Origin of the sequence: Nocardioides sp. NPDC057577 (genome assembly GCF_042801335.1) — a bacterium.
Taxonomy (GTDB): domain Bacteria; phylum Actinomycetota; class Actinomycetes; order Propionibacteriales; family Nocardioidaceae; genus Nocardioides.
The window spans coordinates 1-22,847 of sequence record NZ_JBHVGB010000056.1 but is presented as its reverse complement, the minus strand read 5'-3'; the positions used below and the strand labels follow the sequence as shown (position 1 = coordinate 22,847).

Below are 22,847 nucleotides of genomic sequence, written 5' to 3'. Positions count from 1 at the left end.
ATCGGAGACATCAGGCGGTGGGCGCAGCCCCGGGCGACTGGCCGCCGGGACCGTCGGTCTCGTCGCTCTCCTCGACCTCGTCGACCTGCTCGGCGGTGACCGCACCCTCACCGGGAACGGTCTCGTCGTCGCCGGCCGCGAGGATGCCGTAGAGCTTGCGCCGGGTGTCGGCGAGGACGTCGGCGGCGGCCTGGCGCTGGGCGTCGGTGCCGGAGGTGGCGAGCTGCCACACGGCCGGGAGCACCTGGGCGAGCTCGCCACCGAGGATCCCGAAGCCGGCGAGGTCGCCCATGCCCTGTCCGCCGCGGCCACCACGGCTCTGCTCACGAGCATTGTCGACGGCCTTGTCGAACGGCTTCCAGACGGCTGCCAGCTCGTCGGCGTGCTCGGTGGCGTAGGTCTTGCCGGTCTCGGTCAGCCGGATCGCCCGGCGGCCGTGCTCGTCGTCGGACTCCACGAGACCCTCGTCCTCGAGCTGCTGGATGGTCGGGTAGACCGAGCCGGGGCTCGGCCGCCACTCACCCGAGCTGCGCTCGGAGATCTGCTGGATCACCTGGTAGCCGTTGATCACCTGGCCCTGCTCGGCCGCTTCGGCCATCACGTAGATGATCGCGGAGCGTACGTCACCACGACGGACCCGGGGACCGGGCCGCTGCGGGGGCTGGTTCTCGAAGCCGAGCAGCGCCGCGATCCACGGCGGCGGGCCGGCCGGCCCACGACCGCGACCGTGGTGGCCGCCCTGCCAACCGGGGCCGCCGGGGCCACCCCATCCGGGTCCGCCCCAACCGGGACCACCCTGCCAGCCATGGGAGCGGCGCGGGCCGCCCTTGCCAAACTCTCGACCCATCTGGTCGATCCACTCACCCCAAGGGTTGTTGTTGCTCATCAGGTTTCTCTCTTACTCTCGGAAGACTAGATCGCGTTCCTTCGCGATATATCGTGATCTTACGCCGAGGATTCAACCGATTCAAGCCACTTGAAAGGGAGCCCCCAGCCCGCACAATTCAGTGCAGTCGGGGGCTCCCTGAGTCAGACCCTGAGGGTCGTGAGTGCGATCAGACGCCGGGCGTCGGCGGCGGCGTCGAGTTCTGAGCGGTCGGCGCGGCAGCGGGACTCGTGCCACCGCTCTCAGCCTGGAGCCGCTCCAGCTGCCGGGCGGCAGCCTCTCGACCACCGAGACCGAAGGCGAGCGCCGCGGCAGCGGCACCACCGACGACCACGGCACCGAAGCCGAGGTTGATGATCGAGTCGGCAAGCCCCATGAAGCTCAGCCCGATCGCGACGAAGAGCACGATCGTGGCGTACTTCAGGATCTGCGACGCCGATCCGGGCACGATCTTCGCGAGCACCGAGGCAATCACGACACCGGCAGCGATGATCGCGCCGCCGAAGATGACCCGGCCACCCAGCTCGAGCACCTCGGCGATGAACGCGGTGATCTGCGGGAACTCCAGCATCTGCGCCGCCATCACGGCGAAGAAGAGCACGATGCCGATCTGGATCACCTTGGTGATCGCCGGGGTCGCGCTCTGCCCCTGAGGCAGCACGTCCATCGAGTGGAGCGCGTTGTCGAAGCCGAGCCCGTCGATGAGCTGACCGAGGACGTCGGCGGCGAAGCGGGCGATGACCACTCCGATGCCGAGCAGGATCGCGGCGGCGATGAGCTTCGGGATCGCAGCCAGGATCATGGCGAGCATGAGCTCGGCAGGCCGCGAGATCGAGCTGATCCCGAGAATCTGCAGCGAGGCGATGGCCACCACGATCATGATGATCGAGTAGAGAACGAGACCGATGACCTTGACGATCTGCGCGGCAGCACCCGAGGGCGCAGCCGGTGCGTCGTACGAGTCGGCGGTGGTGTCCACACCCACCGTCGCGTCGACCTGGCCGGAGAGCTTGCTGCCGCTGCCGAGCCACTTGTCGAACGGGACCGCACCGAGCGCGGTCTCGACGAGCTGGCGGACGACCTTGGCGACGAGCGCGCCGACGATGAAGACGAAGACCGCACCGATGAGGTTGGGCAGGAAGCCCAGCACACCGTCGAGCAGACCCTGGATCGGCGTCAGCACCGAGCTGAGCCCGAACAGGTCCAGCAGCGCGATCAGACCGAAGAGCCACACCAGCAGGGCGGCCACGGAACCGAGGCTCTTGCCGATGGTGTCCCCGTCATTCCCAGCCTTCTGGAGCACCGGGATCTTCGAGGTCAGCTTCGCGAACGCCCAAGCGACGATCTTCGCGATGATCCATGTGACGACGAGGATGACGATCGCGGCGAGCACCTTGCCACCGAGACCCACCCAGTCGATGTCCTTCACGGCATCCATTTGTCTCTCCCCTCAATAGGGTTTTGAGAAGGTGCCTGGGATCGACGAGCAGCCCGAGTGATGCGCGCAACAGGCACCTCTGCTTCCAGAGACGTTCGTCCAGATGGAGCCACGACGCAAGTTTGGCGCTCCATAGGACGCAAATAACCGATTCCTTTACAAGACAAGGATTTCGTGTTCGTACGCACCAAACGCGTGTTATAAGCGCCCGTCAGCGCCCCGCGTCAGTAGAGCATGTAGTTCCGGGTCATCTGCACCGGAGCTCGGGTCAGCGGAACCAGACGCACTCGTCCGCACGCATCGGTGGAGCGCCGCACCGTGGCCCACTTCCATCCGCTGGTGCGCGACCAGGCGCTCACGGTGCCGACCTTCGAGCTGCCCAGGAAGACGTTCATCTTGCCCTGACCGGGGCCCTTGAACACACGGAGGCGAACACCCTTGGCGCAGTACGCCCCGTTGCTGCGCTGCGTGCCGAACCGCGTCGACACGTAGGCGACGTCGGGGCCGTCGGCGGACCCGTCGAGGTGCAGGCCCGAGATCAGGTTGGGCTGGCAGCACCACGACCAGGTCTCGGCGGCCCGCATCGGGGCGTGCGCGCAGCGCCAGCCCGTCCATGCCGAGGTCAACCCGGCCGCGTCCTTGGCCCGAACGCGGAAACAGTCGACGGCACCGGGGTCCAGGCGACCTCGGACCGAGGTCCGGGACGGGTAGAGCCACGTGCTGGCGCCGTCCGCCCGCCACACATAGGCGGCCGCGCTCATCTTGGCTCGGCGCGTCGGAGAGGTGCTCCACGGTGCGCCCTTCCGCTGCACCTGGAAGCCGGTGACGCCCTGGTCGTCACTCGCTGCGTACGAGAACGCGGGGGTCCACTGGATGAGCCCTTCGGTCTTCACCGGCATCCACGTGGAGATCGTGGCCTTGGTGATCCGGGGCGCGGTGTTGGCAGATGCCGGAGCGGCGGTGAGCAGCGTGGCACCGAGAAGTCCGAGGATCGCGAGAGCGAGAAGACGGGTCGAGCGACCCGGGCGGAGATACATCTGAAGGACCTGCCTGGGGGAAGGCACGAGGAGTGCCGGGCGACGCTGACGAACATTCAGCGGACGTACCCTAGCGGGTATCGCAACCGCTGCCGTCCAGGGTCGGTGATCGCGTCAGGAGACCAGCCAGGCCGCGTACGCATCGAAGGAGTAGGGCCTGCCGAGGAAGTCGGCGACCAGGTCGGCGGCGTCCTTCTCACCACCGCGGGCGAGCACGAGGTCGCGGTAGCGGCCCGCCACCTCGGGGTCGAACAGGTTGTCGCGGTCGAAGGCGCTGAACAGGTCCTTCGCGATGACCAGCGACCACATGTAGGTGTAGTACGCCGACGAGTAGCCGCCCAGGTGGCCGAAGTTGGCGAAGAAGTGGGTGCCCGCGAGATAGGGGTACGGAGAGTAGGCCGCCTGGAGCTCCTCGAGCCGCTTGGTCAGGTCGTCGGGCTGCTCCTTGTGGAACCAGTAGGAGATTGCGGCGTAGAACATCTGCTGCCGCGCGTGGTAGCCCTTGCCGAAGTCGTCCGCGGCCCGCATCCGGGCGACCAGGTCGGCCGGGATCGGCCCGCCGGCCGCGTCGGTGGCGAAGGTCTGGAGTACGTCGGCGTCCCAGGCCCACTCCTCGAGCATCTGGCTCGGCGCCTCGACGAAGTCCCACTCCGTCGCGACCCCGGAGAAGCGCGCCCACTCGCCCTGTCCACCGAGCACGTGGTGGATCAGGTGGCCGAACTCGTGGAAGAGAGTCACCACGTGGTCGTGCTCCATCAGACCGCGGGAGAAGTTGCAGACCAGCACGCCCTCGGGGAGCTGCCGGCCCTTCACGCCGGGGGCGAGGTCGAACTGCGCGGCGTGCTTGTACTTGCCCTCGCGAGGGTGCAGATCGAGAAAGATCCGGCCGAGGGGCTCGTCGCCGTCCTGCTGATAGACGTCGAAGACGCTCACGTCTTCGTGCCAGGTGACGACGTCGGAGACCGGCTCGTAGCGCAGCCCGAAGAGCCGGCCGGTGACATCGAGCAGCCCCTGGTGCACCTTCGCGAAGTCGAAGAACGTACGCACCACCTGGCTGTCGACGTCGTACTTCTCCTGCCGCACCAGCTCCTCGTAGTAGAGCGCGTCGGCGGCGGAGACCGCACTGGCCCCAGGGACGTCGCGGTCGTAGCGGTCGAGGAGCACCTCGAGGTCACGCTTCATCCGCCCCTCGGCGGCGCCGGCGATCTTGTCGATGAACTCCGGGATCGCCGGCCCTTCGCCGATCATCTTCACCGCTGCGTCGAAGGCCGGCCAGTCCTCGTAGCCGACCAGGTTGGCCAGCTCGTGACGCAGCGCGAACATCTCCTTCAGGACCGCCTCGTTGTGCGGCCAGCCGCGCTCGAGCCCGGCCACGGTGACGGCCTTCCGGATCGCCGGGTCCTTCACGAACATCCGCGCCGGAAGCGCGTCGGGGTAGTCGGTGGTGATCGCCACGAGCCCCTTGTCGTCGACCGGGTGCGCCTCCAGCCAGTCGGCCGGCATCCCGTCCAGCTGTTCGGGCGTGGCCAGGGTGATGCGTACGTCGTCCCGGCTCACCCGGGAGAACTCGAGGTTGAGCTCGGTGAGCCGTTCGTTGATCTCGGTGAGCCGGGACCGGGTGGCGTCGTCGCGGTCGACACCGGCACGGGTGAAGTCCTGCAGCGTCTTCTCCAGGAGCCGCTCGGCCAGCGGGTCGAGCGCCGCGGTCTGCTCCGTGGGGAGGTCGGCGAAGACGCGGTAGAGGGCCTGGTCCTGGGTGAGCTCGGTGCGCAGCCGGTCGACCTCGACCTCGGTGTCCTCGCACGCGGTGCGGACCGCCTCGACGGGGTGAACATTGGCGAGCAGCCCGGCCAGGCCACCGAGCGAGCCGAGCTCGAGGGAGAGCGCGTCCCAGGCCCTCAGCACCTCGATCGCCTCGCTCGGCGGCGCGGTCCGCAGCTGCTCAGCCAGCTCCCGCACATGGGTCAGCGTCGTGGACGTACGCTCCTTGACCCAGGTCTCCGCGGCGTCGGTCTCGGGCAGGGCAAGCGGCGCTGGCGTACTCATGCAGCAAGCCTGCCACGACCTGAAACGCTTCGCCGCCGAGATCCGGCGAAGCGTCGGACCAGTCGAGGCTCAGTCGTCCCAGGAATACTCGTTCGGGAAGCGGTGGACCTCCTGCGGCCAGTCGAGACAGACCGCCACCTTGCCGGCCCAGTAGCGCGCCGCCTCGTCATCGGCCACGTCGATGACCGTGAATCCACCGATGTGCTCCTTCGTCTCGACGAAGGGACCGTCGGTGAAGACGGCCGAGCCGTTGTCCGCCTCGACGCTGAAGAGAGCGGTCGAGGCGTCGATCCCGCCGTTGGCGTAGACGAAGACCCCGGCGGCCTTCATCTCGTCGAGCACGGCCTTCGACGCGATGCTCTTCTCCCGCAGCTGGTCGGTCGTGTGCTCGGCCACCCACTCGTCGTTGAACGCGATCATGTACTCGGGCATTCGTTTCGTCTCCTCGTCTCCGAGGCGGTCCGGTGACCGCCACCCACTTCTTCTACGAACGCATCCATGCCGATCCGACAGCTCCGGACGAAGTTTTCTTCAGCCGCGGCCCGGCGATCGGTCGGATCAAGCGGGGCGATGTTCAGTTGGGGCTGCGTTCTCATCCTCAGCGCACAATAGAGCGGTGTCGACTCCTACGACCCCTGATGTGGCCAACCGCGTCCTCGATATCGCTTACGAGCTGACAGCCAGGTCCGGACCCGACTCGGTGTCGGTGCGAGAGGTGCAACGGCAGGCCGGGGTCTCGGCTGCGACGGCCTACTGGCACTTCAAGAACCGCGCGGACCTGATGCTCGCGGTGAGCAGGCGTGCCACGGCAGCTCTCGCAGACTCACTCGGCGACGCCTCCGAGAACGCCCCGTCTCCCCAGCAGGAGCTCACGGCCGTGTGCCTCGCCTACCTGCACTTCGCGCGCGACCACGAAGGGCTGTTCCGAGCAGTCATCTCGAACTCGTCCGCCGACGAGCTCGAGCGACCCCACGGCTCCGCACGCGGGCGCTCCGGCTATGCAGCCTTCGAGATCCTCCAGCAGGCGGTTGCCGGCGTCGCGGCCGCGTACGAGCGGACGTACGCGGACGACGCCGCCCTTCACGTATGGGCGGCCTGCCACGGCCTGGCGGCGGTGCTGCTCGACACCCCGATGGCGCACATCCCGGAAGTCGAGAAGGAGCGGTTGCGTCGTCAGCACGTGGCCTTCGTCGTGGATGCTCTGGTCCCGGACCATCCGCGGGAATAGATCCTCCGCTCCGAGCGTCTCTATCAGTGATAGAGACGCTCGCGCCGACCGGTACGAGCAGGTGCGAAACCACAGGAGAGAGATCGAAATGACCGTTGAGCTGCTGCACCCGGACGGACTACTTCAACAGACCGACTACGCACCGGTCGCCGTCGGCACCGGATCCCGACTGATGCTGTTGGCGGGGCAGGCCGGTGTCACGCCGGACTTCAAGCCAGCCGCTCCCGACCTCGCCGGCCAGGTCCACGCGGCACTGCAGAACATCATCATCGGCGTCAAGGGCGCGGGCGGCGGCGTCGAGAATCTGGCGCGACTGACCTTCTACATCGTCGACTGGGTCCCGGAGATGTGGGACGAGGTGCTTGCCGGCATCGCCCGAGCACAGGAGCTGGAGGGCCTACCCGCTCCGACCCCGCCGATCACGATCATCGGGGTCCAAGCACTCTTCACCCCCGAGTTCTTCGTGGAGATCGAAGCCACGGCGATCCTCGACTGAAGTGCTGATCCACAGCTCGGGGTCGAAGTTCCTCGTCGTCGGGGTAGTCCGACACTTGCGCCAGATCAGCTCCGTCCGAGCTGATCCCTTCGCCTGGTCAGCAGGGCGACCTCGGCGGCGTTCTCGGCTAGCTCGATAGCCCGGTCGTACGCCGCCCGGGAATCGCCGCTGCGGCCGAGCCGGCGCAGCAGATCGGCTCGGGTGGCGTGGAAGGCGTGGTAGTCGTCCAGGCTGGACCCCAGGTGGCGGTCGATCTCGGCGAGCGCGACCTCGGGCCCGTCCAGCTCGGCGACGGCGATCGCGCGGTTGAGCCGGACGATCGGAGACCCGTCGACCCGAACCATCTGGTCGTAGAGCGCGACGATCTGGGACCAGTCGGTGTCGCGGGCGTCGCGCACCGAGGTGTGCACCGCGTTGATCGCGGCCAGGATCTGGTAGCGCCCGGGCCGCGGGCCACCGTTGGCGACGACGCCGAGCCGCTCACGCACCAGCGAGTGACCCTCGGCGATCAGCGCGAGATCCCACGAGCCGCGGTCCTGCTCGTCGAGCCGGACCAGCTCGCCGGTCGCCGAGATCCGAGCCGTACGCCGCGCCTCGATCAGCAGCATCAGGGCCAGCAGGCCGGCGACCTCGCCGTCGTCGGGGAGCAGCCCACGGACCAGGCGGGTCAGCCGGATGGCCTCGAGGGTCAGGTCGCCGCGTACGGAGTTCTCGTGGTCGCCGGAGGAGAGATAGCCCTCGTTGAAGACCAGGAAGAGGACGGCCAGGACGCCCGAGACACGCTCGGGGAGGTCGGCCGCCTCGGGGACGCGGTAAGGGATGTGGGCTGCCTTGATCTTGGTCTTCGCGCGGGTGATCCGCTGGCCCATCGTGGTCTCCTGGACCAGGAAGGCCTTCGCTATCTCGGGCACGGTCAGGCCGCCGACCATGCGCAGCGTCAGCGCGATCCGCGCCTCGGGCGCGAGCGCGGGGTGGCAGCAGGTGAACAGCAGTCGGAGCCGGTCGTCCTCGATGGCGCCGAGAGGCTCGTGCGGGGTGTCATCGTGCATCGCGACGGCCTCCTTCTGCTTGTCGTCACGCTTGGACTCGCGGCGGATCCGGTCGATCGCGCGGCGGTTGGCGGTGGTGGTGAGCCAGGCGCCCGGGTTGGGGGGTACGCCATCGAGCGGCCAACGCTCGACTGCGACCGTGAACGCCTCGGCCGCGGCCTCCTCGGCGATGTCGAGGTCGCCGAAGCGCTTGGTGAGGCTGGCGACCACCCGAGCCCACTCCTCGTGGTGGGTCCGGGTGATCGCCTCGTCAATATCCGTCAACGGCGGTTCACGCCTCGGGGCCGGTCTGCATCGGGCGCACCTCGACCTTGCCGAGGCAGGCCGCGGAGGCCTCGCCGGCCAGCTTGAGCGCGACGTCGAGGTCGGGGACATCGATGATCCAGAAGCCGGCCATGTACTCCTTGGCCTCTGCGTAGGGGCCGTCGGTGATGACCGGCTTCTCGCCCTGGCCGTCGACGACGGTCGCTGTCTTCGCGGCATCGAGGCCGTCGGCGAAGACGAAGTAGCCCTCTTCCTGGAGCTTGTCGTTGAACTTCCCGGTCGCCTCGAACGAGGCCATCATCTCCTCCGGCGAGGCGTAGCCGTAGTTCTCCTTCTCGTAGTCCGAGTCGGGACCCCACACGGACATCAGGTACTTGGCCATGGTGCTCACTCCTTTGTGTCGGACGGCCTCGGTGACCGCCTCTCACCCTTGCTACGAACGTCTACACCCCGATCCGACACCTCTCATCGGAATTTCTCCAGGTAAATTCAGTCGTTTAGCATCGGTAACCATGTTGAAGGCCCCGCAGAAGTGAGCATCACCGCAAAGCTCAAGGGTGCCGTCGCCGACACCCGCCCCCTCCAGGAGCCGCACTTCCGGCGGCTGTGGATCGCCGGGATCATCACCATGGTCGGCGCGCAGCTGACCGTCGTCGCGGTGCCGGCCCAGATCTATGCGGACACCGGCTCCTCGGCGTACGTCGGGCTGACGGGCGTCTTCGGGCTGGTCCCGCTGATCGTCTTCGGTCTCTACGGCGGCGCGCTCGCGGACCACTTCGACCGGCGCACGATCTTGATGATCTCGACCATCGGGCTGATCGGCACCAGTGCGCTCTTCTGGCTCCAGTCCGCGCTCGGCAACACCAACGTCTGGCTGCTGCTGTGCCTCTTCTCGGTGCAGCAGGCCTTCTTCGCGGTCAACTCGCCGACCCGGAACTCGCTGCTGCCCAAGATCCTGCCCGCCCACCTGCTCCCGGCCGCCAACTCGCTGCAGATGACGGTCTTCCAGGCAGGTGCCATCGCGGGACCGCTGGTCGCCGGCGTGATGCTGCCGTTCACCGGGTTCACCTGGCTGTACGCCATCGACACCGTCACCCTCTTCGCGACCCTCTACGCGGTCGTGCTGCTGCCGAGGCTCCCGGTCGAGGGCGCCGGCGCGAAGGTCCCCGGGCTGCGTTCGGTGTGGGACGGGTTCGCCTACCTGCGGCATCAGCCGGTGCTGATGATGAGCTTCGTCGTCGACCTGATCGCGATGGTCTTCGCGATGCCACGGGCGCTGTTCCCGCAGATCGCGCACGAGTCCTTCGGCGGTCCCTCGGACGGCGGGATCGCGTTCGCGCTGCTCTTCGCGGCCATCCCGGCAGGTGCGGTGATCGGCGGGATCTTCTCCGGCTGGGTCTCGCGGATCGAGGCCCAGGGGCGCGTGGTCATCTGGTGCATCGCCGTGTGGGCCCTCGGGATCACCCTGTTCGGGCTCACCGTGGGGTTCGCGGATCTCGCTGTGGACAAACGCACCACGGCGCTGATGCTGGGCCTCGCCGTGTTCTTCATGATGGTCGCCGGCGCCGCCGACGTGGCCTCCGCGGCCATCCGGATGTCGATCCTGCAGTCGGCGGCCGACGACAACGTGCGCGGCCGGCTGCAGGGAGTCTTCACGGTGGTCGTCGCGGGTGGCCCTCGGGTGGCCGACGTCCTGCACGGAGGCGCGGCGGCCGTGGTCGGCACCGCGATCGCAACCACCGGTGGTGGCCTGCTCAACCTCCTCGGGATCGCGCTGTGCGCGCTACTCGTCCCGAGCTTCCTCGCCTACCGGGTCAACCGGAGCGCTCCCGCTGAGAGCGAACTCTCGAAGTAGCCCGGCGAGCAGCTCGGGCTGGTCGATCGGCACCAGCGTCGAGGAGTCCTTGACGATCTCCAGCCGCGCGTCGGGATAGTGCGCGGCCAGGCGCGGACCGTGCTCGGCGGGCATCATCGTGTCCTGGTCGGCCCAGACCACCAGCACCGGCTTGGTGAACTTCTGCTGCCCCTCGGCCAGCTCGAGCAGCTCGTCGCGACCAGGTGCGCCGCCGGCGAACTTGATGAAGTCGCGGCGGATCGCCCGGTCGGTCAGCGCCGGCGCGAACCAGCCGTGAACAAGGTCGTCGTAGAGGTGGTAGCTCTTGTCGACCGACATCCCGCCATAGCCGGAGCTCATCTGCCGGAAGCTCTCCATGCGGAACAGCTGCAGCGCGGCGGTGAACAGCGGCGGCATCTTCGAGAGCACCGCCAGCGGCTTGGCCGCCTTGGGCGGGTAGTTGTCGAAGGCCTCGCACGCCACCAGCGCCAGCCGCGCGATGCGGTCGGTGCGGTCGGCGTTGATGAGGAACTGGCCACCGCCCCAGTCGTTGAGGACCAGGGTGACGTCGTGGAGGTCGAGCGCGTCGAGGAAGTCGCCGAGGATGCTCGCCACGCCCTGCTGGCTGAGGTCCGCGTCGGGCCGCATCGGCTGCCGGTGACCGCCCAACGGGAGCGTGGGCCGGATCACTCGGAAGCCACCGAGGTAGGGCAGCGCACGGCGCCACACACGGCCGTCCATCGGCACTCCATGGAGGAGTACGAGGACAGGTCCGTCACCGCCGGTATCCTCGAAATCGATCGGACCGGCCGACAGCTCGACGCTGGGCATTCAGTGGGCTCCTCGAAGCAATGGCGTGGGGTGCCCACACCTTGCCCCCAGGGGGACCCCCTTGCAACGGGAATCGCCCAATTCCCTGCGCATCTGGGTATATCGCAGGTCTTAGGTCCCTGAGCCTCTAGGGCCGTGTTATACGCCCTGGGGCTTCTGGTGGGCGCCGACGAGATCCCGGCGCTCAGAGCCCGACGGGCAGGTCCTCCGCGGCGGCGAACGCCTCGATCCCCTTGGCCGGCCCCCGCTCGTCGATCGTCTCGATGAGAGCGGCGAGGTCGTCGCGGCGGTCCTGCGAGACCAGCCAGGCCATCAGGCGCTGGCCGCGCGGGACGGTGGTCTCCTCGAAGGGGACGCCGGCGTCGTACCAGAACTCGAGGACGGCGCCGCGCAGCAGCGACCAGTAGCGGTCGGGATCCTCGGTGGTGGGGTTGACCGACGCCCGGAAGTGCTCCCACATGTCGATCGGGAGGATCTCGGTGCGCAGTGTCCGCATCAGCTTCGACGAGCCCGAGTCGGCCACGAGCTCGACGGTCTGGCGCTTGGTGGTGATCCGCTCGAGCAGGTTGGCGATCTGGGCGCGCTTCTGGGTCGCGGAGGAGAAGTCCGAGCGGACCCGCCAGTCGTAGACGACGTCGGTGAGGATGTCGAAGTTCCTGGCGGCCAGGAACGCCTGGGTCAGGGCCACCTGGTCCTGGTAGCGGGTGCGCTCGGGGAAGGTGATGTCGTTGTCGGTCCAGAAGGAGCGCCGGAAGATCTTGTTCCACACGAACACGTCCGCGAGCATCAGCGGGGCGTCCTCGATCCGGCATCTGAGGCGGGTCCGGGTGTGGTTGCGGCGCATCAGCGGGGTGACGTACCTCCGCTCCTCGCCGTTCACGAGGGTGACGCGCTCGGCCGACCCGACGACGAAGTCGGAGCCCGTACGCCGCAGCGTCTTCACCATCGAGCTCCAGGCGTCACGGGGCAGGATGTCATCGGGGTCGACGAAGGTGAGCAGGTCACCGGTGGTGGCCTCGATCCCGGTGTGACGGGCGATGGAGACACCGGAGTTGGGCTGGGTGATCAGCGTGACCCGGGGATCCGTGGCCGCGATGCTCTTGACGATCTCGGCCGACCCGTCGGTCGAACCGTCGTCGACGACGACCACCTCGATGGCACAGACCTCGCGCAACGGCTGATGAAGGATGCTGTCGAGGCTGTCGGCGACGTAGTCGGCCACGTTGTAGACCGGCACGACGACGCTGAGCAGCCTCGGCTTCCTCCTTCTGAATCCCCCCACGCGCATCAACTCTAATTGGGTGCCCATCAACGTGACCTAGCGATCGTGAGCGTGTCGACCTCGGAGCCGTCGGTGGCGATGACTTCGAGGTCCAGCCTCGCCTGCCCGTGCGCGTCGCGCGGGTGCGCATCGAAGAACGCGACCGAGTGGGTCGCGTCGCCGACGGCGCGGTAGGTGGTGGGCTCGGGGATCTTCAGGCCGTGCGCGTCGGTGTAGTAGGAGAGCACGGGCAGGACGTCGGGGTAGGTCGAGCCGCCACCGCCGCCGGCGGTGATGTAGATCGTCCCCTGGTTGGTGCTGACCGTGGAGCCGCGCGGCGCCTCCTGGACCGGCTTGCCGTCGCGCATCAGGTGGGTGCGCTCGTAGCAGTGGTTGTGGCCGTTGATCACGACGTCGACCTGATAGCGGTCGAAGAGCGCCTCCCAGCGGTCGCGGATCCCGCCGTCGGAGGCGTGCGCGATGTTGGTGCAGTAGGCGCACTGGTGGAAGCCGACCAGGATGAAGTCGATGTCGCGGCGCTCCCGGAAGTCGGCCAGCCGCTGCTCGAGCCAGCGGTCGAGCGTCTCGCCGAGGTAGCCCGCGTTCCGCGTGTACTCGTACGTCGCGTCGTTGCCGTCGAGAGCGATGAAGGCGACGTTGCCGCGGACGAAGGAGTAGGTCTCCTGTCCGCCGCCGGCACCGTTGCCGGGGTGCCGGAAGCGAGCGCGGTGGCCGTCGTAGCCGAGCTCGCCGTTGCCGTTCTCCATCTCGTGGTTCCCGACGACGGTCATCCACGGGATCGCGTTGGCGCTGGGCTGGATCTGGTGCAGGAGCTCGTCCCAGACACCGTAGTCCTGCTGCGTCTCCCTGCTCTTGCCCTGGCCGCCGGTGTCGGCGTACGCGATGTCGCCGACGACGAACGCGAACTCGGCGCCCTGCTGACGGATCAGGTTCACGTTGCGGGCGGCGTCCTCGGCCACGCCCATGTCGCCGAAGGCGGCGAACCGGAAGGACCCCGTGGCCTTCGGGGCGGTGGTGAACGAGCCCCTCGTCGGGGTGCCCCCGTCGTGGCTGAGCCGGTAGTAGTAGCGCGTGCCCGCTCGCAGGTCGCTGAGGTCGACGTGGTGGTAGACGCTGTCGACCCGGATCGAGGAGAGCGACTCGGGTCGCAGGGTGAGGCCGTAGTCGGGCGTCACGCCCAGGTCGAGCCGTGGCGCCTGCACCGACCCGGCGGTCGACCAGGAGACGTTCATCTGCTTGATCGGGTCGGCACCGTAGGACAGATGTACGCCGGTGGCCGGCGCGGCCGACCTGGCCGCCTGTGTCCACAGCATCGGGCCGGCGACGACACCGGCACCACCGATCAGGCCTGCTTTGAGCAGGGTGCGCCTGGACGGGCCGTTTCTGGCGGGGCCGGAGTGGGGGCTGACGGTCACGGGAGGATCAACGCATAGGTAGACGAGACGTTAGGCCACGTGCGGTGTCGCCCGGGTGAACGAGTGGTGATCGTTCGTCACGCGGCAACATGAGATGCGGCCATTTGTGCGCCGAAGGCTGCGTTGTCGCGTACCAGCGCGATGTTGGTCGCCAGGGAGTCACCGCCGGTCAGCTCGACGATCCTGGCGAGCAGGAACGGGGTGATGTCCTTGCCGTGGATGTCGCGTGCCTCGGCATCAGCGAGGGCTTGGTCGATGTGTTTCCCGATCACCTCGGCGGGGATCTCGTCGGCGACCGGGACCGGGTTGGCGATGACCAGGCCGCTGGGGAGGCCGAGGTCCCAGGTGGCCTTCATCACCGCGGCGGCCTCGTCGGGGCCGTCGATGCGCAGCGGCGCGGCGAACCCGGAGCTGCGGGAGTAGAAGGCCGGGAACTCGTCGCTCCCGTTGACCAGGACCGGCACCCCATAGGTCTCCAGGGTCTCCAGGGTCAGGCCGATGTCGAGGATCGACTTCACCCCGGCACTGACCACCGCGACCTGGGTGCGGGCGAGCTCGGTCAGGTCGGCGGAGATGTCGAAGGACGTCGCCGCACCCCGGTGTACGCCACCGAGCCCACCGGTCACGAACGTCCTGATCCCGACCATGGCCGCCAGGCGCATGGTGGCCGCGACCGTGGTCGCGCCGTGGAGACCGCGGGCGACGACGTAGGGCAGGTCGCGGACGCTGACCTTGGTCACCTCGGGGTCGGAGGCGAGCAGCTCGAGGTCGTCCTGGTCGAGGCCGGCGCGCGGAACGCCGTCGAGCAGCGCGATCGTGGCCGGGACGGCGCCGTTGTCACGCACGATCTGCTCGACCTCGGTGGCCATCTTGACGTTGTCGGGATAGGGCATGCCGTGGCTGATGATGGTCGACTCGAGCGCGACGACCGGGCGGCCCTCGGCGAGCGCCGTGGCGACCTCCTCGGTGAGCCTCACCTTCACGCCAGGTCCCGCACGAGGGTCTCGTCGAGGTCCATCCGGACGGTGTCGTGGGTGCCGCAGGTCAGCGCTGCCGCGGCGTGCCCGAACCGGGCCGCCTCGACCAGGTCGACGCCACGGAGGACCTCGTGCGTGAACGCGGCCAGCATCGCGTCGCCGGCGCCGGTGACATCGACGACATCGGTCGGCACAGCGGGAAGCTCCTGGTAGACGTCGTCGTAGCTGATCACCGATCCGCGGGCCCCGAGGCGCACCCAGACGACGCCGACACCGCGGTCGTGCAGCGAGTGGACGGCCTTCTCGATCTCGGCGTCGGTGCCGGCGGGCAGGTCGGTCAGCGCGGCCAGCTCGGCCTGGTTGGGCGTGACCAGGTAGAGCTCGCGATCGGCCCGGATCAGGTCACGCGCCCGCCTCGCCTTCGACACCGAGACCGGGTCGAACCCGACGGGCACGCCGAACTCGCGGGCGAGGTCGATCGCCACGTCGGCGGTGCGGACCGGGATGTTGCCCTCGACGAGCACACCACGCGCGTTCTTGATCAGGTCGCGGGCCGCCTCCACGACCAGCGGGGAGAACTCGTCGGTCGCGGCCATGTCGGCCACCGCGACCACCAGCTCACCGGAGGAGTCGAGCACGGCGTTGTAGGTGCCGGTGCGTACGTCTGCCCGGCGTCGGACGTAGGTGCAGTCGACGCCGACATCCTCGGTGTAGCTGATCACCTCGTCGCCGATCGGGTCGTCACCGACGACCGAGACCAGCGCCACCGAGTCACCCAGCCGGGCGAGGTTCTCCGCGACGTTGCGGCCCACCCCACCGGGCGAGAGGCCCGCTGACCCGGACATGCTCGAACCCATCACCACCTGCTCGTGGGCTCGAGCGTGGAGATCCATGTTGGAGCCGCCGATCACGACGATGTCAGGCGGAGATTGCGGGTTCATCACCTGCATCGTAAGTGGGGTTCACAGATAGCGCCCCCTCATAAAGTATGAACTTGGCGCGCCCCGGACGTGTCCGTGCTCTCAGCCTGACCCGAACTTCAGCCGAGGAGCTCGCGGCCGATCTCCTCGACGGAGCGGCAGCCGACGAGGCCGAGGGAGAGGTCGAGCTCGGCGATCATGTGCTCCAGGACGGCCTGGACGCCGGCGGCACCGGCGAGGGCGAGGCCGTAGACGTACGGGCGGCCGAGGAGGACCGCGTCGGCACCCAGGGCGAGTGCCTTGAGGATGTCGGCGCCGGAGCGGATGCCGGAGTCGAAGAGGACCGGGATGCGGCCGTCGACCTCGTCGACGATGCTCGGCAGCGCGTCGATCGAGGCGATGGCGCCGTCGACCTGGCGGCCGCCGTGGTTGGAGACGATGATGCCGTCGACGCCGTGCTCGAGCGCGCGCCGGGCGTCCTCGGGCGCTTGGAGCCCCTTCAGCACGATCGGCAGGTCGGTCATCTCCCGCAGCCGGTCGAGGTCGTCCCAGATCAGGTCGGAGCGGGAGAAGACGTCGAGGAAGGTCTCGACGGCGGCGCGGGCGTGACCCGAGCGCAGGTTGTCGACGAGCTTGCCGGGGTGGTGCTGCGCCATCGAGGCGACGGCGGTGAGCGCCGACGGGATCTCCCGGAGGCCGGGTCGCACGCTCGTCCCGGAGCCCGCCGAGATCCGCTGCTCGACGAGGGCCCGGAAGGCCGGGTCGGAGGTGTACTGGGCGATCCCGAGCCCTCTCGCGAAGGGCAGGTAGCCCAGATCGAGATCACGCGTACGCCACCCCAGCATGTGCGTGTCGAGGGTGACGACCAGCGCGTCGGAGCCGATGGCTTCGGCGCGGCGTACGAAGGACTCGACGATCGACTCGTCCTTCGACCAGTAGAGCTGGTAGAGCCGTGGGGTGTCGCCCAGGTCCTCGGCGACCTCCTCCATCGGGACCGACGCCTGGGTGGAGATCACCATCGGGATGCCCGTCGCGCGGGCCGCCGCGGCGACCTCGTGCTCGGCGCGCGGGTGGGCGAGCTCGAGCACGCCGACCGGGCCGAGCATCAGCGGCGCCGGCATGTCCACACCGAACAGCGTGGTGCGCAGGTCGCGGGTCTCGACGTTGGTGAGCATGCGCGGCACCAGCCGGAAGTGGTCGAAGGCGGCGGTGTTCGCCGCGAGGGTGCGCTGCTGGCCGGCTCCGCCGTCGACGTACGCCCAGGCTTCCTTGCTCATCGCCCGATGGGCGGCCTCGGCGAGCGCCGAGGGTTCGGTCGGCACCACGGGACGGTGGCCGAACAGGCCCTTGCGGAAGATGGCCGACTGCAGGTCTCTGCCGATGCTCACGCGCGAAGGCTACTCGCGGCGGGCACTTTCCCGCCATGGCGCCGAAACGCCTAGGCCCCGCCAGCGCGACGCCGCATTTTCCCGCCATGGCGGGAAAATGCCCGCACGCTCAGCGAGCAGCCGGATCCGCGACGATCTGGGCGGGCGGCTCCGCGCCGGAGAGCGCCACGATGAGCCGGTAGCACCGCGCGGTCATCTCGCTCGGCGTGACTTCGGGATGATCGAGCCACCAGGTGACGAGCGAGTCGACGACGTTCATCCACACGGCGGTCATCGCGGAGACATCGAGCGGGTCGTCGTCCCCGACGAGTGCCATCAGCTCGCCGACCCCCTCCATCGCCAGCCGGGTGATGCGGTCGGTGTAGACGGCCCTCACCGCGGCGACGTCACCCGTCTCCGGAGCGGTCCTGTCGAAGAAGAGCCGCCACAGCCACGGCTGGGGCTCGAGGATGCGGAAGATCCCGTCGAGGGTGCGCAGACCGCGTTCGAGACCGACCGAGTCGTCGGCGGCGACCCGCTCCATGTCGCCGGCGAGCAGCTCGGCGCCATAGGTGAGGCAGGCGGAGAAGAGCCCTTCCTTGGAGCCGAAGTACTGGTAGACCAGCGGTTTCGAGATGCCGGCGTCGGCAGCGATCCCGGCGACCGACGCCTTGGCGAACCCGATGGTGCCGAACACTTCACAGGCCGCCCGCACGATCTGCAGCTCGCGGTCGGCGCGTGGGACGCCTTTGGTTCCAGCGTTGGCCCGTGACATGTCCGAGAGTCTAGCGGCGGCATATGACCTTGAGGTAACTTACTCGAAGGTCATATCCCTGGGAGGTCCCCCATGAACGACATGCTCGACCCGTTGAAGAACCCCTTGACGTACGCCATCCCGTTCTTCGTGATCTCGATCCTGATCGAGCTGGCGGCGCTGAAATGGCTCGACCACGACGACAACCTGGCCGGCTACGTCTTCAAGGACGCGCGCACCTCGATCCTGATGGGCCTCGGCTCGATCGTGTCGATGACCGTGTTCAAGGTGCTGACCTTCGCGGTCTACGCGGCGATCTTCGCCTACGCGTCGCTGTGGCAGATCCCGGAGACGTGGTGGGGCCTGGCGATCTCGGTCGTGATCGTCGACCTCGCCTACTACTGGAACCACCGCTTCGTGCACCGGACGAGAGTCGGCTGGGCGGCCCACCAGGCACACCACTCGAGCGAGTACATGACGTTCGCGACCGCGCTGCGGCAGAAGTGGAACCCGTGGTTCGAGTTCTTCTTCTTCCTGCCGCTGCCGTTCCTCGGCATCTCCCCGGCGGCGATCTACATCGCCTTCTCGATCAACCTGATCTACCAGTTCTTCGTGCACACCGAGACGATCGGCAAGCTGTGGCGTCCGATCGAGCTCGTCTTCAACACGCCGAGCCACCACCGCGTCCACCACGGCTCCGACCCGGAGTACCTGGACAAGAACTACGCCGGCATCCTGATCATCTGGGACCGCCTCTTCGGCACCTTCGCGCCGGAGCGCCAGCGCCCGACGTACGGCCTGACCTACAAGGTCGACACCTACAACCTGCTCAGGCTGGAGTACGGCGCCTTCCGTGAGCTCTGGGACGACGTACGCAGCGCCGACGGCTGGCGGCTCAAGCTGGGCTACACCTTCCGGCCGCCGGGGTGGGCGCCGGAGGCTGATCCAACGACCCCGCCTACGCGGCCTTCCGTCGCCCGAGGATCATCACGATGATCAGGCCGAGGATGCCGACCACCACGAGCGCGACGCCGGGGGCGGCGACCTCGACGAGCTTCTGACCCTCGGGAGAAGCGGGCTCGCTGAAGCTCACCTGCTGGGGCTCGGGGGCGATCACCTCGGGGAACTCCTTGGCGATCTCGGCCTGGAGCTTGTCGGTGTATTCCTCAACCCGCGGCGCGCTGCCGGCGGCGAGGATCGTGTCGCCCTTCTTCTGCACGAAGAAGTAGTAGTCCTCTTGGGTGGTCAGCGACTTCTTCTGGCACGGGCCGGGGTTGAGCGTGACTCGGAGGTTGCTGCCGCCGGTGACTCCCCGGAGCGCCTTGACCACGGTCACCGGGTAGACCACCTGGCCGGCGCTCTTGGTCGCCTTGCCCGGGCCGGTCACCCGTGCGTGGAAGACCAGGGGCTCCTTGACGGCATCGCTGACCTTGAACGCGGGGCACTTCGCGGGAGCCGTCACCGTCGATGTGGCGGGGGCTGCCGAGGCGGGTGCGGGGCTCGTCATGACCGCCGCTGTCGCAGCAAGAGCAACGGCAGCGAGGAGCTGGGGGACGCGGCGCATGGCGAAGATCAAACCAGTCACAGGCCGAAGACTCCAGCCAGGACCCGCGCGACACCGTCATCTTCGTGCCCGGGCGCCAGATGCGACGCGCACGCGACGACGCTCGGATGGGCGTCCGCCATGGCGTACGACGTCCCGGCCCAGGTCAGCATCGGCAGGTCGTTGGGCATGTCGCCGAAGGCGATCACGTCCGCATCGGAGATGCCGAGCTCGGTGCAGACCAGCTCCAGGGTGGAGGCCTTGGTGACCCCGGGAGCGCTGATCTCCAGCAGGGGGAACGACGAGTGGGTGACGTTGACGCGATCGCCGACGACGGCCGCCGCGGCCGCGAGCAGCTCGTCGGCGTCGTCGTGGTCGTCACGGCGGGCGAGCAGTTTGATCAGCGGCTCGTCGGCGAGCTCCTCGATCGGCGCGATGCGCTTGGCGGGCCGGAGGGCGTCGGAGGTGTGGACCGCGAACTCGGGCTCGCACGACCATCCCTCGAGCGACTCGGTCGCGAAGACCAGCCCGGGGACCTCGTCCTTCAGCATCGCCGCCACGTCGGCGGTGAGGGCAGGCTCGATCAGCCGGGTGAGCCGGGGCTGATCGGTGGCGACGTCCCAGACCAGGGCTCCGTTGGAGACGATCGCCAGCCCGACGCTGCCGATGTGCTCGAAGAGCTCACGGGTCCAGCGCAGCGGCCGCCCGGTCACGAAGATGACCGGCACGCCGATCTCCTCGAGCTTCACGAGCACGCCACGCGTGAAGTCCGAGACCGAACCGTCCGCCCTGACCAGAGTGCCGTCCAGGTCTGTGGCGACGAGCTTGGGCGTACTCATTCTTCCATTCTGCCACCGGGCACCGGCCTGGCCATCACCAGATGCCCGTCCTCGTCGGCGCCACGCAGGTCGGTGAACCCGCACTTGGCGAGCACTCGGAGGCTGGAGGCGTTGGTGGGCTCGACAGAAGCCCGGATGCGTACGCCCTCTTCATCCGCGCACGCCAGCAGACCCTTGAGCGCCTCGGTCGCGAATCCCCACCCGCGTGCCTCTTCGATCAGGCCGTAGCCGACCTCGGTCTCCAGGGTGCCGTCAGCAGCGGCGGCAGGTGGCCCGAAGAAGCCGATCGAACCGAGTACGGTCCCGTTGCGCATGATGTAGCGGGAGCTCCACCGGTCGCCCTCGACCCACATCGTCGCCGCGTCGCGGTCGTCCTCGCGCGGGAACTGCGGGTGCCAGCTCTGCGGCCGCCCGATCGAGCCGCTGGGATCGCGGATGGCCTCGACGTCGGCGCGGGTCCACAACGGCAGCGTCAGGCGCTCCGTGATGATGGTGGTGGGAAGGGTCACGAGCGCCAAGACTCTCAGACCAGCACTCTCAGAACCAGCGGGAGAGTTCCAGCGCCGCGCCGTCGTCGGCGACGTGGGCGGTGACCGCGTCGGCCACGGCCTGGACGACGTCGGGGGCGTTGCCCATGGCGACGCCGCGACCGGCCCACTCGAGCATCTCGACGTCGTTGCGACCGTCACCGATGGCGAGCACGTCGGCCGGTTCGAGGTCGAGCTGGTCGCAGACGTAGGACAGGCCCGATGCCTTGGAGACGCCGACCGGGGTGAGGTCGAGCCAGGCGGTGTAGCCGACCACGTAGTCGATGCCGTGCAGACCGAGCTCGCGGCCGAGGGCGAGGAAGTCCTCGGGCGTCGCTTCGGGGTCGCGGATGATCACCCGGGATACCGGGGCGGCAACCATCTCCTCGACCGGGGCGACGAGATTCTCACCGCCACCCAGCTCGCCCGGCGGGAACGGCCGGTTGAACCGGTAGCCGACGCCGCGGTTCTCGACCGCGACCAGCACGTTCGGCCGCTGCGCCAGGATCTTCTCGACCGCCTCCCGGGCGTCGAAGGTCTCTTCGTGCACCACGTCGACCGGCGGGTAGCGAAGCACCACCGCCCCGTTGGAGGCGACGATCCACAACCGATCCGCGCCCTCGTCCGGAATCCCGAGCAGATCGGCGATCCCGGTCATCGAGTGGGCGGAGCGACCGGAGGAGAGCACCACGTGGGCACCGGCGTCGTAGGCCCGGCGGACCGCGTCCCGCACCTTGTCCGAGAGGGCCTCGGAGGTCGTGCCGGTGCCGTCGATCCAGCCCAGCAGGGTGCCGTCGATGTCGAGCGCGACGAGCTTCGGCTGCCAGGCGGCCTCACCGGGCCGTGCGGTGCTGCTCTCGGTCGCGCTCACTTCTGGATCGGCTCCAGGACCTCGCGGCCGAGCCATTTCTGCAGCGCCTTCGGGACCCGCACCGAGCCGTCGGCCTGCTGGTGGGTCTCCAGGACGGCGACGATGGCGCGGGTGATCGCGGTCAGCGTGCCGTTGAGCGTGGCGACCGGGGTGGTGCCGCTCTCGGTGCGCTGCCGGATGTCGAGGCGGCGCGCCTGGAAGGTGGTGCAGTTGGACGCCGAGGTGAGCTCGCGGTACTTCCCCTGGGTGGGGATCCACGCCTCGCAGTCGAACTTGCGCAGCGCGCTCGGACCGAGGTCACCCGCGGCGACGTCGATGACCTGGTAGGCGAGCTCGAGCTTGTCCAGGAACGACTTCTCCCACTCGAGGAGACGCTGGTGCTCGGCGTACGACTCCTCAACGGTGGTGTAGACGAACATCTCCACCTTCTCGAACTGGTGGACCCGGATGATGCCCTTGGTGTCCTTGCCGGCCGAGCCGGCCTCCTTGCGGAAGCACGAGGAGAAGGCGGCGTAGCGCCGCGGGAGCGTGTCAGCGTCGAGGATCTCGTCGGAGTGGTAGGCCGCCATCGGCACCTCCGAGGTGCCGACGAGGTAGAGGTCGTCGTCCTCGATCTTGTAGACGCCGTCGTCGACCTGGTCGAGGAAGCCGGTGCCCTCCATCGCCTCGGGACGCACCAGCGCCGGCGCGATGACCTGGGTGAACCCGGCCTCGCGGGCCTGCTCCATCGCCAGGTTGATCAGCGCGAACTCCAGCTCAGCGCCGACCCCGGTCAGGAAGTAGAAGCGGCTGCCCGAGACCTTGGCGCCACGCTCGAGGTCGATCGCGCCGAGGAGCTTGCCGAGCTCGACGTGATCACGCGGCTCGAAGCCCTCGGCCTCGAAGTCGCGGGGCTTGCCGACCTTCTCGATCAGGACGAAGTCGTCCTCACCGCCGGCCGGAGCGTCGTCGGCGAGGTTGGGGATGGCCTTGAGAGCCTTCTTCCACTCCTCCTCGGCAACGCCCTGCGCCGCGTCGGCCTCCTTGACGGCTGCCGCGAGGTCCTTCACCTCGGCCAGCAGCTGCTGCTTCTCCTCGCCCTTGGCCTGGGCGACCTTCTTGCCCATCTGCTTCTGCTCGGCCCGCTTGGCCTCGAAGTCCGCGATCGCCGCGCGCCGGGGGCGGTGCGCGGGCCGCGCCCCGGGCCCCCCCGCGGGGGGACCGCCCCCGCGCGCCGGGGGGGCCCGGACGCGGGGGGGGGGTT

At 68.7% G+C, this 22,847-nt stretch carries 23 protein-coding genes; 4 read left to right on the top strand and 19 right to left on the bottom strand.

Annotated features, from left to right (window positions below; genetic code table 11):
- Positions 1 to 10: 10 nt before the first annotated feature.
- The 5 genes from ACFU7D_RS13635 to ACFU7D_RS13615 all read right to left on the bottom strand — a co-directional run bounded on the left by ACFU7D_RS13635 (position 11) and on the right by ACFU7D_RS13615 (position 5,839).
- Positions 11 to 847 carry a PadR family transcriptional regulator gene (locus ACFU7D_RS13635; protein WP_378867812.1) on the bottom strand — a complete coding sequence of 279 codons (837 nt, stop codon included), beginning with the start codon at positions 845 to 847 and terminating at the stop codon, positions 11 to 13.
- A gap of 208 nt (positions 848 to 1,055) precedes the next feature.
- On the bottom strand, positions 1,056 to 2,324 hold the full coding sequence (locus tag ACFU7D_RS13630; protein WP_378727413.1) for a mechanosensitive ion channel: 1,269 nt from the start codon (positions 2,322 to 2,324) through the stop codon (positions 1,056 to 1,058).
- Between the two features lie 224 nt (positions 2,325 to 2,548).
- Positions 2,549 to 3,361, bottom strand: coding sequence for a hypothetical protein (locus ACFU7D_RS13625; protein WP_378867810.1), 813 nt, complete (start codon positions 3,359 to 3,361; stop codon positions 2,549 to 2,551).
- 114 nt (positions 3,362 to 3,475) lie between these two features.
- Positions 3,476 to 5,407: a M3 family metallopeptidase gene (locus ACFU7D_RS13620; protein WP_378867808.1), complete on the bottom strand. Its 1,932-nt coding sequence runs from the start codon at positions 5,405 to 5,407 to the stop codon at positions 3,476 to 3,478.
- A 69-nt stretch (positions 5,408 to 5,476) separates the two neighbouring features.
- Positions 5,477 to 5,839, bottom strand: a complete 363-nt coding sequence (locus ACFU7D_RS13615) for a YciI family protein (protein ID WP_378867806.1) — start codon at positions 5,837 to 5,839, stop codon at positions 5,477 to 5,479.
- 184 nt (positions 5,840 to 6,023) lie between these two features.
- Here ACFU7D_RS13615 and ACFU7D_RS13610 point away from each other — a divergent pair, with 184 nt between their 5' ends.
- Positions 6,024 to 6,635, top strand: coding sequence for a TetR/AcrR family transcriptional regulator (locus ACFU7D_RS13610; protein ID WP_378867804.1), 612 nt, complete (start codon positions 6,024 to 6,026; stop codon positions 6,633 to 6,635).
- An 88-nt stretch (positions 6,636 to 6,723) separates the two neighbouring features.
- Positions 6,724 to 7,131: a RidA family protein gene (locus ACFU7D_RS13605; RefSeq protein WP_378727408.1), complete on the top strand. Its 408-nt coding sequence runs from the start codon at positions 6,724 to 6,726 to the stop codon at positions 7,129 to 7,131.
- 65 nt (positions 7,132 to 7,196) lie between these two features.
- On the opposite strand, the gene ACFU7D_RS13600 is transcribed toward ACFU7D_RS13605, so the two are convergent.
- Both ACFU7D_RS13600 and ACFU7D_RS13595 read right to left on the bottom strand, forming a co-directional pair.
- A complete protein-coding gene (locus tag ACFU7D_RS13600; RefSeq protein WP_378867802.1) occupies positions 7,197 to 8,444 on the bottom strand; it encodes an RNA polymerase sigma factor in 1,248 nt (415 codons plus the stop codon).
- Between the two features lie 7 nt (positions 8,445 to 8,451).
- A complete protein-coding gene (locus ACFU7D_RS13595) occupies positions 8,452 to 8,826 on the bottom strand; it encodes a YciI family protein (protein WP_378727406.1) in 375 nt (124 codons plus the stop codon).
- 150 nt (positions 8,827 to 8,976) lie between these two features.
- On the opposite strand from ACFU7D_RS13595, the gene ACFU7D_RS13590 reads away from it, so the two are divergent.
- The gene (locus ACFU7D_RS13590; protein ID WP_378867800.1) at positions 8,977 to 10,299 is read left to right on the top strand and encodes an MFS transporter; all 1,323 of its coding nucleotides are present in this window, start codon (positions 8,977 to 8,979) and stop codon (positions 10,297 to 10,299) included.
- On the opposite strand, the gene ACFU7D_RS13585 is transcribed toward ACFU7D_RS13590, so the two are convergent.
- From ACFU7D_RS13585 to ACFU7D_RS13555, 7 genes are all read right to left on the bottom strand, one after another.
- Entirely contained in the window at positions 10,228 to 11,109 is an 882-nt protein-coding gene (locus ACFU7D_RS13585) for an alpha/beta fold hydrolase (RefSeq protein WP_378727404.1), read from the bottom strand. The genes ACFU7D_RS13590 and ACFU7D_RS13585 overlap by 72 nt on opposite strands.
- Before the next feature lie 184 nt (positions 11,110 to 11,293).
- Positions 11,294 to 12,397, bottom strand: a complete 1,104-nt coding sequence (locus tag ACFU7D_RS13580; RefSeq protein ID WP_378867829.1) for a glycosyltransferase family 2 protein — start codon at positions 12,395 to 12,397, stop codon at positions 11,294 to 11,296.
- Positions 12,398 to 12,417: 20 nt separating this feature from the next.
- Positions 12,418 to 13,806, bottom strand: a complete 1,389-nt coding sequence (locus ACFU7D_RS13575; protein ID WP_378867798.1) for a purple acid phosphatase family protein — start codon at positions 13,804 to 13,806, stop codon at positions 12,418 to 12,420.
- A 77-nt stretch (positions 13,807 to 13,883) separates the two neighbouring features.
- Positions 13,884 to 14,789 (bottom strand): pseudouridine-5'-phosphate glycosidase, encoded by a 906-nt coding sequence (locus tag ACFU7D_RS13570; RefSeq protein WP_378727401.1) that lies wholly within the window; start codon positions 14,787 to 14,789, stop codon positions 13,884 to 13,886.
- A complete protein-coding gene (locus tag ACFU7D_RS13565; protein ID WP_378727400.1) occupies positions 14,786 to 15,724 on the bottom strand; it encodes a carbohydrate kinase family protein in 939 nt (312 codons plus the stop codon). Before ACFU7D_RS13565 ends, ACFU7D_RS13570 begins: the two co-directional genes overlap by 4 nt.
- Positions 15,725 to 15,822: 98 nt before the next feature.
- Entirely contained in the window at positions 15,823 to 17,091 is a 1,269-nt protein-coding gene (locus ACFU7D_RS13560) for an alpha-hydroxy-acid oxidizing protein (protein WP_378867797.1), read from the bottom strand.
- A 109-nt stretch (positions 17,092 to 17,200) separates the two neighbouring features.
- Complete coding sequence (locus ACFU7D_RS13555; RefSeq protein WP_378867795.1) at positions 17,201 to 17,845, bottom strand: TetR/AcrR family transcriptional regulator; 645 nt, start codon at positions 17,843 to 17,845, stop codon at positions 17,201 to 17,203.
- 72 nt (positions 17,846 to 17,917) lie between these two features.
- Here ACFU7D_RS13555 and ACFU7D_RS13550 point away from each other — a divergent pair, with 72 nt between their 5' ends.
- Positions 17,918 to 18,820: a sterol desaturase family protein gene (locus ACFU7D_RS13550; protein WP_378867793.1), complete on the top strand. Its 903-nt coding sequence runs from the start codon at positions 17,918 to 17,920 to the stop codon at positions 18,818 to 18,820.
- Here the strand turns inward: ACFU7D_RS13550 and ACFU7D_RS13545 are convergent.
- From ACFU7D_RS13545 to serS, 5 genes are all read right to left on the bottom strand, one after another.
- Positions 18,783 to 19,409, bottom strand: coding sequence for a hypothetical protein (locus ACFU7D_RS13545; RefSeq protein ID WP_378867791.1), 627 nt, complete (start codon positions 19,407 to 19,409; stop codon positions 18,783 to 18,785). The genes ACFU7D_RS13550 and ACFU7D_RS13545 overlap by 38 nt on opposite strands.
- Positions 19,406 to 20,206 carry an HAD family hydrolase gene (locus tag ACFU7D_RS13540; RefSeq protein WP_378867789.1) on the bottom strand — a complete coding sequence of 267 codons (801 nt, stop codon included), beginning with the start codon at positions 20,204 to 20,206 and terminating at the stop codon, positions 19,406 to 19,408. Before ACFU7D_RS13540 ends, ACFU7D_RS13545 begins: the two co-directional genes overlap by 4 nt.
- The gene (locus tag ACFU7D_RS13535) at positions 20,203 to 20,715 is read right to left on the bottom strand and encodes a GNAT family N-acetyltransferase (RefSeq protein ID WP_378867787.1); all 513 of its coding nucleotides are present in this window, start codon (positions 20,713 to 20,715) and stop codon (positions 20,203 to 20,205) included. The genes ACFU7D_RS13540 and ACFU7D_RS13535 overlap by 4 nt, the downstream gene beginning before the upstream one ends.
- 28 nt (positions 20,716 to 20,743) lie before the next feature.
- Entirely contained in the window at positions 20,744 to 21,604 is an 861-nt protein-coding gene (locus tag ACFU7D_RS13530; RefSeq protein WP_378867785.1) for an HAD family hydrolase, read from the bottom strand.
- A partial coding sequence (gene serS / locus ACFU7D_RS13525; RefSeq protein ID WP_378867783.1) for a serine--tRNA ligase occupies positions 21,601 to 22,847 on the bottom strand: 1,247 nt, incomplete at its 5' end. The genes ACFU7D_RS13530 and serS, both read right to left, overlap by 4 nt.